Genomic DNA, 13,087 nt, shown 5'->3' with positions numbered 1-13,087 from the left:
CTCACCCCGCCCGTTTGGAAGCGGTACGCAGCACCAGCCACCCTGCCAGGCCGGCCAGCACGGAGCCGGCCAGGATGCCGAGTTTCGCCTCGTCCTGGAGTTCGGGGTGCGTGGGAAACGCGAGCATGCCGATGAACAGGCTCATCGTGAAGCCGATACCGCACAGCAAGGCGGTACCCAGCAATTGCACGGTGGAGGCCTCTCGGGGCATTTCTGCCCAGCCCAGGCGGACGGCGAGCCACGAGGTGCCGAACACGCCCACGAGCTTGCCCACGGCCAGACCGAGACCGACACCCAGGGTCGTGCTCGCGAGCCATGCATCTACGCCGAGACCGGCAAAGGAAATGCCCGCATTGGCGAAGCCGAAAAGCGGCAGCACCGTGATCGGCACCAGACGATGGAGAGCATGCTCCAACCGGAGCAAGGGCGAATGCGTGCAGTCGCCGTCGGACGGAAGGCGCCCCTCGCCATCGCGAAGCGGAATGCACAGAGCGGTGGCGACGCCTGCCAGCGTGGCATGCACCCCCGACGCGTGGACGCATATCCAGAGCACCACGCCCAACGTCAGATACGGCCAAAGGCTGCGAACGCCGAGACGGTTCGCGACGGCCATCGCAGCGACGACGGCTGCAGAGAGACCGAGATACAGGAGATCGAGCCCAGGCGTGTAGAACACCGCGATGATGATGACGGCACCAAGGTCGTCGATGATCGCCAACGCGGCAAGAAAGGCCTTGAGCGATGCCGGCACGCGGCTTCCCAGCAGTGCCGCGACGCCGAGCGCAAAGGCGATGTCGGTCGCCGATGGGATGGCCCAGCCGTTGGCTGCGTCGCCGCTGTTCCAGTTGATCGCGAGGTAGATCAGCGCCGGTACTGCCATGCCACCGAAGGCGGCGAGCCCAGGCAGGATGCGCAAGCGGTTGGACGCCAGCTCGCCATCGATGAATTCGCGCTTGATTTCGAGCCCGACGAGCAGGAAGAAAATGGCCATGAGGCCATCGTTGATCCAGTGCAGCACGCTGAGCGGACCCAGCTCGACGTGCAACGCATCGAAATAGGCAGGCCCGAGCGGGGAGTTCGCGACCACCATGGCGAGGGCCGCCGTGCCCATGAGCACAAGCCCACCCGTGGCGGAACCGGACATGAAATCGATGAGGCGCTGCAAGGGGCGCCAGACGAGGGTCTTGATCAAAACGGAATATCCAAAAACGCGCGGAAGAACGCATGGTTCCATCCCCGCGTCGGCAGGTAAAGGAAAACCCGCCCCCGGGAGCGGGAACGCGCGTCGATCCGGCCCCTTCGAGAGCTCGCGCGACCGCGAGGAACGAACCGTCTTTTGAGCCCTGGGTGAGGACATTCGGAGCGACGGCCACCCGGTCCGGCGGGGGCGGCCAAGTACGTCGTCACGCGCCCTTCACGCGCTGAAAAACGAGCTATTGCCGGGCGTTGGGGAGGTTGCTAGCGTGCGCTGGTGAATCGCCCTCCACCGCCAGCGACCGTCACGGCCCGTGACGCGCCCTACCGCTCCGCGCGGTTGATCCGCGTGGTCGGCGGCCTTCTTGCGTTGATGTTCGGCCTGGGTATGGCTTTCGTCATCGTGAGCGATCACGAACGGCGCGTGCAAGTGGCGAAGAGCCAGGATCAGGCGGTCGCCGATGGCGGCCAGCGCATCATCACCTCGCTGTTGTGGGACATCCAGCGTGCCATGGTGGACCTGGCCGAGGAGAGCGCGCCCCTCGCGGTGAATTACTCCGACGACGAACTGCTGGACATCTCGCACGACCTCGATCGCGTCGCCCATCATTACGGCGAGCTAGCCAACCTGGTGCTGATGGATCCCGACGGCAAAGCGCTCACGCCTGGCGTGGACGACCCGACGCTCGCCACGTGGGTCGCCTCCTCGCCCATCGGGCGCGGTGCGTTGCGGATCGGCCCGCTGCAACCCTGGCACGGCGGCTGGGTGGTCCCGCTTGCGGTTCCCGTCGTGAACGGTCGCTGGCTCGTCGCGCGACTCAAGCAAAGCCGCCTGCAGGCCATTGCCGACGACCTCGGCAAGAGCCGCCACGGCGTCGCGGCGATCACCGACCGATTCGGAACCATCCTGGCCCGCAGCGGAGATGGGCGCAGCGTGATCGGCGAGCCCGTCACTACCTTGTTCGAGCCCGGTTCGAACCGCGAGGAGCGGCAGATAAGCCACATCGATGGGGTGGATCGCGTGGTTGCGGTAGCCCCTCCGAGTGACTATCCGTTCTGGGTCGGCGTAGGCGTTCCCACCGCCGACGTGCTCGCGCCCTGGTATCGCTTCACGTTCTACAGCGTGCTTCTTTACCTTGTGTACTGGGCCGGCATGATCTTCCTGTATCGCCGCCTGCACGCGAGCGAGTCCGCACAGGTCGCCTATCTCGCCGAGATCACGGCTACGTCGGATCGGTTGGCCGACGCCGAGGCACGCTTCCGCCTGGCCTTCGACCGGAATCCCCTGCCCTCGTGGGTCTTCGACACCGGCACCCTCGCCTTTCTCGAAGTGAACGAGGCGGCCGTGCGCAATTACGGCTACTCGCGCGAGGAGTTCCTCGCCATGCGCATCACGGACATCCGCCCACCCGCCGACCAGGGAGCGCTCAGGGAGACCATCGAGGCGCTGCGTCAGGGTGGCGACGGCGAACCTGATCGCCTTTGGATGCATCGACGCAAGGATGGCAGCACGTTGGACGTGCGCATCCATGCGGCAGACATCGACCTCTCCGGCCGCACCGCGCGGCTGGTCCTGGCTGAAGACGTCACCGAACGCATCCGCTTCGAACGTGCCCTCACCTATCGCGCGACCCATGACGTGACGACAGGACTACCCAATACCGAGGCCTTGGTCGACTACCTCGATCATGGTCTGGGCAAGGACGCATGGTACGAACTGTTCTACGTTCACCTGCGCGGCATGGATCGGGTCAGCGACACCTTCGGGCTCGAGGTCGGACGGAACGTGCTGCGCAAGGTGGCCGCGCGCTTCGGCGAGCTCGCCGCGGCATACGGCATGGTCGCCCACCGTCCAGGCGATCGTTTTCTTCTCGCCATCGACGACCCAGGCCGCCGTGCCGCCGCGATGGCGGCGCTACTGGCAGCGGTGAACGAACCCGTGATGCTGGACGATACGTCGCACACGCTCGACCCTCAGTTGGGCGTCGCATCGCATCCAACCGATGGCGCCAAGGCGCATCAGGTAATCGCGAACGCCGCGCTTGCGGCGCACGTGCGGACCGACGTCGAACCCGACGGTCCGAAGGTGTTCGAACCGGCCATGGCGCGGCATTCCGTGGAACGCCTCACGCTCGCCTCGCGCATGCGCCAGGCGATCGAGGGCGGCGAGTTGGATATGCACTTTCAACCGATCGTGGACGCTCGCACGGGCGCGGTGTGCAAGCTCGAAGCCCTCGCACGTTGGCCTCAGGCCGACGGAAGTTTCATCCCGCCCGATGTCTTCATTCCCCTCTGCGAGGAAACGGGTCTTATCGTGCCGTTGGGCCAGTGGGTGATCGAGACGGCCGCACGGGCACGGGTGGCGCTGGTCAGCCATGGGTTCGAGCTGCCGATCGCCATCAATATCTCCGCCCTGCAGTTCCAGCGCGCCGATGTGGCCGCTCAATTGCAGGCGACCGCGCGCGCCTATGGCCTGGCACCGGACGCGCTTCAGGTCGAGCTGACCGAAAGCAGCCTCATGGATCGCCAGCATGCGGTGCCTACGCTGAAGAAGCTCGGCATCGAGGGCATTCATGTATCGCTCGACGACTTTGGCACGGGGTTCTCCAACATGGCCTACCTGCGCGATCTGCCGATCGATGCGCTGAAAATCGACCGCTCGTTCATTGTCGACATCGATGCGGACGAGCGTGCTGCGTCGATCTGCCGATCCATGATTGCGCTGGCCCGCACGCTCGGCATGACCGTCGTGGCCGAAGGGGTGGAACGCGAGCGTCAATATGCGTGGTTGCGCGAGAACGGGTGCGACCAGCTTCAGGGCTATTACTTCGCCGTACCGATGCCCATGGCGGTGCTTGCGGCACACCTCCGCGACAGGGCTGCGCCGTTCCAAACCGCTCCTACGGTGTGAGCCAAGCACAAGGCCTCGCACAGGCATGGGCTGTGCGAGGCCGGAAGGTACGCGACGCGTACCGATCAGTTCGCCGTTTTCAGCGGCACCATGTCGAAATGGTCGTCCTGATACTGGAACAGCAGACAATCCTCGCTGCTGCTGCAACCGCTGTAATGGGCAAGTTTCGCCGGCAGCCGGTAGAAGGAGCCCGCCGGATACTCAGTACGCTTGCCGTCGATGATGGCGTAGAACGTTCCCTTCAGCACCACGGTGGGAAGGGCCTGCGTGTGGTGATGGAACGGGTTGGCCTTGCCGCCGGGGAAGTGAACGAACGCTTCGTAGGTTCCCTTGCCGGTGAGGTCGCCGCTGACATTGGCGTATTTGATACCGCCGGTATCGGGGATCTCGACCCAGTGGAGGTCGTTCGCGGGAAACGAGATCGTCTCAGCGGACGTCGAGGTGGCGTCGGGCTGCGCGGAAAGCGCGGTTGACGCAAAGGCAATGACGCAGAACGCGCAGGCGCGCGCGGTGGAAAAAACCATGCGATGTCTCCTTACAGATGGAAATCCAAGAGTGTTCCGACGCCCGCATGCGGCGTCGGACACTGAGTATAGGTAGCGCGCGCCGACTTTTGAAGGCGCGCGGTCAAGAAACTGCGCGCTTCTCGCTCACGATCTCGGCACAGCGCCGCGCTTGTTCAACGCGCGGGCCTGATGCAATCGGTTCTCGATGGTCGGAAGCAGCTTCTGCGCCACGGGTTTCACCTGTGGATCGTGCCCCTTTTCGATTTCGGTCGACAGCGCGGCACGAAGCTTTTCCAGCAGAGCGACAAATTGTACGGGTACGGCTTCATCGAACGACTTGCCCTGCATACGCTCCAGCGCGCCAAGAATCTTGCTGTCTTCGGGCGCGGGCTGCTCCGCCCATTGATAGCCCTTTTCGCCACTGGCAGCCGGCTTCAACGCGTCACTGAGGGCAATGAAATCCTTCACCATGGCGGCCCCGAAGGATTTCACCGCAGGATCGCTCGCTCGGGCGGCCGTCAGCGTGGCGAGTCGACTTCCCATCTGATAAGCGTCGCTGGCACCGCGTACGAAGCCTTCGTCCGTCGGCGTTATCTGCGCTTTCCGATCGCCCGCGGGCTGCGGCTGGTCGGCCCCGCCGCGTTGCTGCGCCCACGTTGCGCCACCGCCCACCGCCAGTACCCCCATGAAGGCGATACCGAGAGCCTTACCGGCTTTACTCATCGTCGTGCTCCTTCGGCGCAAGCTCGTCTTTCGGGATTCCCCCTGCATTGTTCGTGCCCTGGCCCTTGGGCGGGGTCACCTTAGGCGTACCGTATTCGTCGCGCCGACCGGGATCGGGCGCGCGCTTGGTATTCATACCGTCGTCCCAGTGCTGGCTGCGCGCTTTCGAACCCGCACGCGGGGTATCTCCAATCCGCTGGGGACGCCCACCGTTGACGCTCTGGCCCTGAGCCGTTCCGGCGTGCGCAGGGGTGGCGTCCTGGGGCATTGCAGGCGCCAAGGCGCTCACGCCCAGCGCGAAAACCATCGTCATCATCATGTCGGCTCACCTCGCCCCACAGATTGCCTCCGCGGATGTGACCGGAACGTCGCGATCGAGAAAGTCCGCATCGGCCGCCGTACGCTAGGCCCGCGTCGCTCCCTTTGTCACCGAGTCGAGGTGTTCGACACGCACGATGTCGCCCAGCCACACCACGCCGCTCCAGCCGGGTCGCTGTGCATCTTCCAGCTTGACGGTGCCGTTGATGCCTTCGATGTCGTCGGCATTCTTGAACACCTGGACCGTCGGAGTCACGGCAACCACACCCTCTGCCGGCGGCCCCTCGACCACGTGAATGCGCACGCGGGCATTGATGGCCAGCTCTTCGACCCAACGCTCCATCTGCGCGATGTCCGCTGGTTCGGTAAATACGGTTCGTGCGATACGCCCCATGGCGAGATTCCTCTTCCGATGACATTGCGGGTTTGGGAGCCGCCATGGCGGCTCCCACGGCAGCGGGATCAGGCCGCCGATTGCTTCTGTGCGGCCCGCTGATTGCCCGCCTGCTCAGCAAGCATCGTCAGTTTCTCGTCAGTGGACTTTTCCTCCTTCAGCGTGGCCTGAAGTAGCGTGACCGCGTCTTTGTAACCGAGCTGCTTCGCGATAGCAGATAGCGTGCCGTACGACGCAATCTCGTAATGCTCCACCTTCTGGGCGCCGCCGATCAGGGCCGCGTCACGCAGCGGACCGGCGTCGATCGCATCGATGACTTCCTTGCTCTCTTCGACGAGGCCTTCCATCGCGGCGCACTTCATCCGCTTCAGGCGGATGCCCAGGGTCTCCACAATCTGGTCGATACGCTCGACTTGCCCCTGGGTCTCTTCCAAATGCATTTCGAAGGCTTCTTTGAGTTCAGGTAACTCCGCTGCGCGGGCGAGGCGCGGCAGTGCGCGGGTAAGCTGCTTTTCGGCGCTGTAGATGTCCGAGAGCTCGTGGATGAAAAGATCTTCGATCGTCTTTACTGCCATGGTGGGTTCTCCGTGGTGGACTCCGAAGACGTAACGCTACGCCCGAGCTTGTCGTGCATGCAGATGGATGGCGTGAACGACGGTCCACATCTTCGAAGAAATCGTTAGGCGGCTGTGGTCACGCCTCCATGCCGTCCGGCTCGAACGCGTCGACGGTCTCCCAGGTGCCGTCGTCGTTCTCGATCTTCAATCGCACGCTGCGCCCTGTGCGGCGTCCGATGCTCTCGGCAAGACGGAGTCCATGGCGGAAACATTCGTCCTGGGTCGCGAAGGCGCCCATGCGATGCGTGTCGTGGAAGACCTCCCAGGGGAAGGCGTCGTTCCGCTGGGCGAGGGGGAGATAAAGCATGATGGGCGAAGCAATGTCTTGAGTCATGCGCCTGCCCATTCAAGGCGCGTGCCAACGACGCAAACCGTTCTCTGATGCGGCCTCTGCGCGCTCGCAGGACGCGACCGACCTCGCCGGGAGGAAAGAATTACCGTCATGTAGGTATGTTTTGCGACACGTCCTTAGCGGCCCCACCACGTCTGCACGTCACGCAGCACACGGCCAGTCGTCGCTCGTCGCCTCGTTCAGTCGGGTGACGACGCCCTCTACACAGCGCGACATGCTGCGCAGTGCTCACATGCCAATCCTGGCAACTCCAAACGAGGACACTGCCGTGCCTCCCCTCATCCTCACGCGGCTGGTGTTGCTGTCGTGGCGATCCTGTCCGTGCTTTCGGTAATCAGGATCGCCGTAGGACGATAACGCGATCAGGGCGAGCGGCGCAGCAACCAGGCGGCAACAAGCGTGGCGCCGACGATCGCCGCCGCCGAGCGAGCCCCGCGCGAGCGGCGCCCGTCGGATAACACGCCTTCCACCACGTCGACGCGATCCGCGAACAGCAGCATCAGCCAGTGCCGCAGATCGTTCTCACTGTGGCGGAAGGCACGTCGACGAATCCACCCGCTCACCCCTCGCGGCGGCACGCTCGTGCCGAACACCGGCGGCATCTTGAGGTGTTCGGTGGACTTCAATATCTCAACGCTGGACTGCTGGGCGGGCGGCGGATCGCTCCAGTGCACGCCTTCCAATCGCGGCGGGCGTCGCTCCATGGGCACTGCGGGACGCTGAGAGCGGTCGAGGTCTGCGCCCCAACCCGGAATGTGTTCGTGATTCATGCGCTGGACCTCAAGGCGTAGTGATAGGGGCGGCGGTAGTCGAGGCAGCCACATCGACACCGGGCGGAATCAGTACCGTCTTGATGCACTGATCCTTCTTGCCGGAGAACATCTCGTGCGCGTCGCTCACTTCCTCCAGTGGCACGCGATGCGTGATGATCTCGCGCGGATTGAGGCGACCCGCCTGAATGTGCTCGATGAGCCGAGGGAGATGCCGCTTCACGCTGGCTTGGTTCATGCGCAATGTCAGCCCCTTGTTGATCGCGTTGCCGATCGGCACGGCATTGAAGGTGGGTCCGTAGACGCCCACGATGGATACGTTGCCGCCCTTGCGTACCGAATTGATCGCCCAGTGCAGAACCGTGGCGGCACCCGCCTGGAGCTTCATGGTGACACCCGTCACTCGCTGCATCACGCTGCCGGAGGCCTCGCAGCCCACGGCATCGATGCAGACATCCGCGCCGAGGCCATCCGTCATCTTCTTGATGTGAATCGCCATATCGCCCACCGAGCGGAAATCCACCGTCTCGCAGTGCGCAAAGCGCCGGGCGAAATCGAGCCGATAGTCCACGTGGTCGACCACGATCACCCTACCCGCACCCATCAACCACGCGCTGCGCGCGGCGAGCAGACCGATAGGACCGGCCCCAAAGACCACCACCGTATCGTTCTCGCGGATATCGCCCATCTCCGCCGCCTGGTAACCTGTGGGCACGACGTCGGTCAGCAGCACCGCATCCTCGATGTGGATGTCCGGCGGAATCATCGTCGGACCGATGTCCGCGAAGGGCACGCGCACGTACTCGGCCTGCCCGCCGTCGTATCCGCCGGTCGTATGCGAGTAACCGTAGATGCCGCCGACCGCCGTGGCTTCGGGATTCACGTTGTGGCAGTTGCTGTACAACTCGCGCTGGCAGAAATAGCAAGTGCCGCAGAAGATGTTGAACGGCACGAGCACGCGGTCGCCCACTTTCAGGTTCCGCACACCGCTCCCCACATCCACCACTTCGCCGACGAATTCGTGGCCGAAGATCGATCCGACCCGCGTGTCGGGAACGAGCCCGTGATAGAGGTGCAGGTCCGAGCCGCATATGCAACTGCGCAGGACACGCACGATGGCGTCGAACGGGTGCTCGATCACCGGGTCGGGAACATGCCTTGCGCTGACCCGGTAGGGGCGCCGATAGGTGGTAGCTAGCATCGAGATCTCCTTCGCGTCGGGACAGGTCGATCGTTCGCTGCCGCACGTCGCGATCGCGGCAAGACCGCGTGTCCGTGCAGGCACATCGGTACGTATGCGCGCGATATCGCTGCGTTCACTCACGTGCACACGCTTTCATCGGCAGGCAACACGTCGTTGAGGCCCGCACGCCCAGGTTGCTCACAGCGCTGCGTCCCGCGCCCCCGTCCCAGCCAGGAGACTGCCCATGAACATTCGCAGCACCGACCGTGTTCTCATCACCGGCGCGAGCAGCGGCATTGGCTTGCACCTCGCCCATCGCTTCGCCGCGCATGGGCATCCGGTCTGCCTTGTCGCGCCTGATGCTTCCGAGTTGGAGCGCATCGCCATCGATATCGAACAGCGTCACGGCGTGGATACCCTCGTGGTCGCCGTCGACCTGGAAGACAAGGACGCCATGACCGTCATCGACGAGGCCATACTGAGCGCCGGTTGGAAGGTGGACATCCTGGTCAACAACGCGGGCCACGGCTTCAAGGGCAACTACGCGGAGGTGCCCATTGCCACCCATCTGTCGATCGTGCGGCTCAACGTGGAGGCGGTGCTACGCCTGACCTCGCTGTTTCTTCCGCGGATGGTCGCGCAACGTCATGGGCGCCTGCTCAACACCGCCTCGATCGCAGGTTTCGAGCCAGGCCCGACGATGTCGGTCTACCACGCGAGCAAGGCCTTCGTGCTCTCGTGGAGTGAGGCCATCGCCACGGAGCTGGAGGACTCCGGCGTATCGGTGACCGCGCTGTGCCCGGGTCCGACAGACACTGATTTCTTTCCGAAGGGCGATCTCGAAGAGAGCTTCGCCTTTCAGAAAGCCAATCTGATGGACCCGGAAGAAGTGGCCCAGGTCGGCTACGAGGCGGTCATGAGCGGCGAACGCGTCGCCGTAGTCGGTGCGGTGAACAAGGCCATGGTGTTCTCGCGCCGCTTCATGTCGGAACAGCTGCAAGCGCGTATGAATGAAAAGATGTACGAAGACGTCGACGATCCACGACGGGCGCGGGGCGACAAAGAGTCGCCGCCGCGTCCCTGATGCGCTTGGTCAGCGCTTGGCTTCCACGTCCGGGGTGGCGTCCCGGACGAGGAACTCTTCGGTCAACTCCGGCAGGTGTTCGAGAATCCACGCGGCCATAGCCTGTTCCTGGGGCAGGATCTGCTCGCAGGTGCGCTGGGTCTCGACATCACCTACTGTCTTCGCTGCGGCGATGAGTGACGTATAGGTCGCGATCTCAAGGTTCTCGAATACGTAGCTGGCGATGGCACCCTTCACGATCTCGTCCGAGTTCGCCATGCCGCCCGCCGCCTGGCCAAATGCCATCATGCGGCCCAACGTGTCCTTCATGACGGAGGTCGATCCGCCCAGGCGCTCGATGCATGCCTTCAACAACGCCTGCTGGCCAAGCGTTTCATCGAGATGCTGCTCGATCCGCGCCTTCACGATGGGATAGTGCTCGATACGGGACGCCTGCGCACGAAGCATCTGCTCCGCTTGCTGTTCCATGGCATGTGCATCACGAAGCCAGTCCAGAAGGTTCTCGCGCAATTCGGCCATGCTCGTGTTCCTATGTCATGTTGGGGAGCGGTCATCGTCATGGAGCACACGTGCAGTGCGAAGCGAAAGCATGTGACGACGCGATGATGCATGACGCACCGCAGTTCAGCAGTGTGTATGGGTCCTCACTGATGTTGCCCCCCACCTGCACCTGGCTTTGGAAAAGATGACGTCTCAGCCAGCCGCCAGGAGCAAGCCAGTGTTCAACCACAACAAGCGATTGCAATACACCGTGCGCGTGGGCGAGTCCAATCCGGGCCTAGCCAACCTCATGCTCGAGCAGTTCGGCGGACCGCAAGGTGAGCTAGCCGCTGCCATGCGCTATTTCACTCAGGCCCTCGCCGAGGAAGATCCGGGCCGGAAGGACATGCTGCTGGACATCGCCACCGAGGAACTCAGCCACCTGGAAGTCATCGGTTCCATCATCGCCATGCTGAACCGTGGCGCGAAGGGATTGCTGGCCGAGACCACCGATCAGCAGGCGGAGATGTACCGTGCGCTGCAAGGCGCGGGCAACGACAGCCACGTGACGCAGATTCTCTACGGCGGCGGCCCTGCCCTCGTCAATTCGGCAGGCCAGTTGTGGAACGCCGGCTACATCGACACGATCGGCGAACCGACCGCGGATCTTCGTTCGAATATTGCCGCCGAAGCGCGTGCCAAGATCGTGTACGAGCGCCTCATCAACGTCACCGACGATCCGGGTGTGCGCGATGCGCTGACGTTCCTGATGACGCGCGAGATCGCTCACCAGAAGTCGTTCGAGAAGGCGCTCTACTCGATGGACAAGAGCTTCCCGCCGGGCAAGCTGCCGGGCGATCCTCGTTTCACGGATACCTATGTGAATACGTCGCGTGGCGAAGGCGATAGCACAGGGCCGTGGGCCGAGGGCAAGGGCTTCAGTGAGGTCATGGTGCCCAACGAGAAGAACATCCCCGTGGACGGAGGCGACGGTCATGCAGACGTCGCGCTGACCGCCAAGGAAAAGGCAGCGGTGCAGGCGTTCGCACTACGCGGCCAATCCGACCCCGAGCGCGACCCAGTCACTGGCGCGGACCTTGGGACGCTTCAGCAGGAATCGAAAGGCTGATGGTGCAAGGGACGCGGCACACTGCCGCGTCCCGGCCGTGCCGAGCCATGACCTTGCGTTGACCCTGTCCTCACGGCGGGCGACGCAGCCTCCGAAGTCCCCGGAGTCTTTCGTCATGCCCACGATGCCTGCCAGCACGTTGCTCGTCCTCGACGATGATCGCCCCTTTGCAGAGAAGGCCGTTCGATTTGCCCGCGAGGTGGGTTTCGAAGCACACCCGGTCACGACCCTTGGCGAGGCCGTGGAAGCCGCGGCCACACGTCGTTTCGATTGCGCCCTCGTAGACATCGGGTTACCCGATGGTTGCGGCCTGGAGTTGCTGTCGGAGCCTCGCTTTGCCAGCACGCGGAAGATCGTGATGAGTGGCGACGCCGCGCTCGCGCATTGGGCGGGCAAATGCGTCCCCGGCACACTCGGCGTACTGACGAAGCCTTTCCGTTTTGCCACGTTTCAGGCGTTGCTGGCCTGTACGCCGCAAAGCGCCAGCGGAGCCCACAGGGGGCGCTTGCTCGGCGAGTCTGACGCGATGCGCGCGGTGCTGGGAGAACTGCACACCGTGGCACCCAGCAAGATTCCCGTGCTCATTTACGGCGAAAGCGGCACGGGAAAGGAGCTGGCCGCACGTCTCGTCCACACGCGCAGCGGACGGGATGGGCCCTTCCACGCCATTAATTGCGCGACGCTATCGCCCGACCTGCTCGCGAGCCAGTTGTTCGGTCACCAGCGCGGCAGCTTCACCGGCGCGGTGGAGCATCAGGCAGGCCTCATCGCCGAGGCGGATCGCGGCACGCTGTTCCTCGATGAATTGGCCGAAGCGCCCCTCGGCGTTCAGGCCGCGCTGCTCCGATTCCTTGAAAGCGGGGAGATCACGCCACTGGGCAGCCGCATGCCACGCCGCGTGGACGTGCGCATCGTAGCGGCCACCAATCGCGTTCCTCGTGAGGCGATAGCCGAAGGACGGCTGCGCGCCGACCTATATTTCCGCGTCGCCGGCTATGAGGTACGCATGCCGTCATTGCGTGAGCGTCCCGGCGATCTCATACCGATTGCGCAGTCCATCCTGGACGGGCTCAATGCGGAGTACGGAACGCTGCGTCGTTTTGCGGCGGACGCCTTCGATGCCCTCCGCGGCCATGCATGGACCGGCAATGTACGCGAACTGAGGCAGGTCGTGCAGCGAGCCTACCTGCAAGGTGGCGAACGGCTCGTATTGCAGCGCCCGACGGATGCGCAGGCTGCTCTTCCGCCGCCAAGGCCGGTAACGCTCGCGGACGTCGAACGAACGGCGATCCTCGAAGCGCTGGCCGCCTGTGGCGGCGACCGCACGATGGCCGCGAGGCAACTCGGGATAAGCACCAAGACTATCTACAACAAGCTCGTCCGCTACCGCCAGGCTGCGTTTTCGCCACTCGCCACCGATGCCTGA

At 64.0% G+C, this 13,087-nt stretch carries 14 protein-coding genes; 4 read left to right on the top strand and 10 right to left on the bottom strand.

Annotation, left to right across the window (positions count from 1 at the left end; translation table 11 throughout):
- Nucleotide 1 precedes the first annotated feature (1 nt).
- Nucleotides 2–1,192, bottom strand: coding sequence for a Na+/H+ antiporter NhaA (gene nhaA, locus IM816_RS08450; RefSeq protein ID WP_250340544.1), 1,191 nt, complete (start codon nt 1,190–1,192; stop codon nt 2–4).
- A 279-nt stretch (nt 1,193–1,471) separates the two neighbouring features.
- Here nhaA and IM816_RS08445 point away from each other — a divergent pair, with 279 nt between their 5' ends.
- Nucleotides 1,472–4,105 carry a bifunctional diguanylate cyclase/phosphodiesterase gene (locus IM816_RS08445; RefSeq protein WP_250340543.1) on the top strand — a complete coding sequence of 878 codons (2,634 nt, stop codon included), beginning with the start codon at nt 1,472–1,474 and terminating at the stop codon, nt 4,103–4,105.
- Nucleotides 4,106–4,170: 65 nt separating this feature from the next.
- Here the strand turns inward: IM816_RS08445 and IM816_RS08440 are convergent, their stop codons facing one another.
- From IM816_RS08440 to IM816_RS08405, 8 genes are all read right to left on the bottom strand, one after another.
- On the bottom strand, nt 4,171–4,629 hold the full coding sequence (locus IM816_RS08440) for a cupin domain-containing protein (RefSeq protein ID WP_083527245.1): 459 nt from the start codon (nt 4,627–4,629) through the stop codon (nt 4,171–4,173).
- Between the two features lie 126 nt (nt 4,630–4,755).
- Entirely contained in the window at nt 4,756–5,334 is a 579-nt protein-coding gene (locus IM816_RS08435; RefSeq protein WP_250340542.1) for a DUF4142 domain-containing protein, read from the bottom strand.
- The gene (locus IM816_RS08430) at nt 5,327–5,653 is read right to left on the bottom strand and encodes a hypothetical protein (RefSeq protein WP_250340541.1); all 327 of its coding nucleotides are present in this window, start codon (nt 5,651–5,653) and stop codon (nt 5,327–5,329) included. Before IM816_RS08430 ends, IM816_RS08435 begins: the two co-directional genes overlap by 8 nt.
- 84 nt (nt 5,654–5,737) lie before the next feature.
- Nucleotides 5,738–6,046 carry a DUF3247 family protein gene (locus IM816_RS08425; protein ID WP_250340540.1) on the bottom strand — a complete coding sequence of 103 codons (309 nt, stop codon included), beginning with the start codon at nt 6,044–6,046 and terminating at the stop codon, nt 5,738–5,740.
- A 68-nt stretch (nt 6,047–6,114) separates the two neighbouring features.
- A complete protein-coding gene (locus IM816_RS08420) occupies nt 6,115–6,621 on the bottom strand; it encodes a YciE/YciF ferroxidase family protein (protein ID WP_072320858.1) in 507 nt (168 codons plus the stop codon).
- Nucleotides 6,622–6,739: 118 nt separating this feature from the next.
- Nucleotides 6,740–6,997 (bottom strand): hypothetical protein, encoded by a 258-nt coding sequence (locus IM816_RS08415; protein WP_072320857.1) that lies wholly within the window; start codon nt 6,995–6,997, stop codon nt 6,740–6,742.
- Nucleotides 6,998–7,377: 380 nt separating this feature from the next.
- On the bottom strand, nt 7,378–7,785 hold the full coding sequence (locus tag IM816_RS08410; RefSeq protein WP_250340539.1) for a hypothetical protein: 408 nt from the start codon (nt 7,783–7,785) through the stop codon (nt 7,378–7,380).
- 10 nt (nt 7,786–7,795) lie between these two features.
- Nucleotides 7,796–8,986, bottom strand: a complete 1,191-nt coding sequence (locus IM816_RS08405) for a zinc-dependent alcohol dehydrogenase (RefSeq protein WP_250340538.1) — start codon at nt 8,984–8,986, stop codon at nt 7,796–7,798.
- Nucleotides 8,987–9,212: 226 nt separating this feature from the next.
- On the opposite strand from IM816_RS08405, the gene IM816_RS08400 reads away from it, so the two are divergent.
- Entirely contained in the window at nt 9,213–10,052 is an 840-nt protein-coding gene (locus IM816_RS08400) for an SDR family NAD(P)-dependent oxidoreductase (RefSeq protein ID WP_250340537.1), read from the top strand.
- A 9-nt stretch (nt 10,053–10,061) separates the two neighbouring features.
- Here IM816_RS08400 and IM816_RS08395 read toward each other — a convergent pair whose 3' ends face one another.
- On the bottom strand, nt 10,062–10,571 hold the full coding sequence (locus IM816_RS08395) for a ferritin-like domain-containing protein (protein WP_072320855.1): 510 nt from the start codon (nt 10,569–10,571) through the stop codon (nt 10,062–10,064).
- Between the two features lie 199 nt (nt 10,572–10,770).
- Between IM816_RS08395 and IM816_RS08390 the strand changes: the two genes are divergently transcribed.
- Together IM816_RS08390 and IM816_RS08385 are read left to right on the top strand one after the other, a co-directional pair.
- Nucleotides 10,771–11,661, top strand: coding sequence for a manganese catalase family protein (locus tag IM816_RS08390; protein WP_250340536.1), 891 nt, complete (start codon nt 10,771–10,773; stop codon nt 11,659–11,661).
- Between the two features lie 115 nt (nt 11,662–11,776).
- Complete coding sequence (locus tag IM816_RS08385) at nt 11,777–13,087, top strand: sigma-54-dependent transcriptional regulator (RefSeq protein WP_250340535.1); 1,311 nt, start codon at nt 11,777–11,779, stop codon at nt 13,085–13,087.

It is taken from the genome of Luteibacter flocculans (genome assembly GCF_023612255.1).
Taxonomy (GTDB): Bacteria; Pseudomonadota; Gammaproteobacteria; order Xanthomonadales; family Rhodanobacteraceae; genus Luteibacter; species Luteibacter flocculans.
Note: the sequence above shows the minus strand (reverse complement) of the source record. Positions and strands in the feature narration are given on the sequence as shown.

What these genes read in the sequence shown, in the direction of transcription:
- IM816_RS08430 (WP_250340541.1), bottom strand. Translation starts at nt 5,653, where the DNA reads ATGATGATGACGATGGTTTTCGCGCTGGGCGTGAGCGCCTTGGCGCCT.
- IM816_RS08425 (WP_250340540.1), bottom strand. Translation starts at nt 6,046, where the DNA reads ATGGGGCGTATCGCACGAACCGTATTTACCGAACCAGCGGACATCGCG.
- IM816_RS08435 (WP_250340542.1), bottom strand. Translation starts at nt 5,334, where the DNA reads ATGAGTAAAGCCGGTAAGGCTCTCGGTATCGCCTTCATGGGGGTACTG.
- IM816_RS08400 (WP_250340537.1), top strand. Translation starts at nt 9,213, where the DNA reads ATGAACATTCGCAGCACCGACCGTGTTCTCATCACCGGCGCGAGCAGC.
- IM816_RS08415 (WP_072320857.1), bottom strand. Translation starts at nt 6,997, where the DNA reads ATGACTCAAGACATTGCTTCGCCCATCATGCTTTATCTCCCCCTCGCC.
- IM816_RS08385 (WP_250340535.1), top strand. Translation starts at nt 11,777, where the DNA reads ATGCCCACGATGCCTGCCAGCACGTTGCTCGTCCTCGACGATGATCGC.
- IM816_RS08420 (WP_072320858.1), bottom strand. Translation starts at nt 6,621, where the DNA reads ATGGCAGTAAAGACGATCGAAGATCTTTTCATCCACGAGCTCTCGGAC.
- IM816_RS08440 (WP_083527245.1), bottom strand. Translation starts at nt 4,629, where the DNA reads ATGGTTTTTTCCACCGCGCGCGCCTGCGCGTTCTGCGTCATTGCCTTT.
- IM816_RS08410 (WP_250340539.1), bottom strand. Translation starts at nt 7,785, where the DNA reads ATGAATCACGAACACATTCCGGGTTGGGGCGCAGACCTCGACCGCTCT.
- IM816_RS08405 (WP_250340538.1), bottom strand. Translation starts at nt 8,986, where the DNA reads ATGCTAGCTACCACCTATCGGCGCCCCTACCGGGTCAGCGCAAGGCAT.
- IM816_RS08395 (WP_072320855.1), bottom strand. Translation starts at nt 10,571, where the DNA reads ATGGCCGAATTGCGCGAGAACCTTCTGGACTGGCTTCGTGATGCACAT.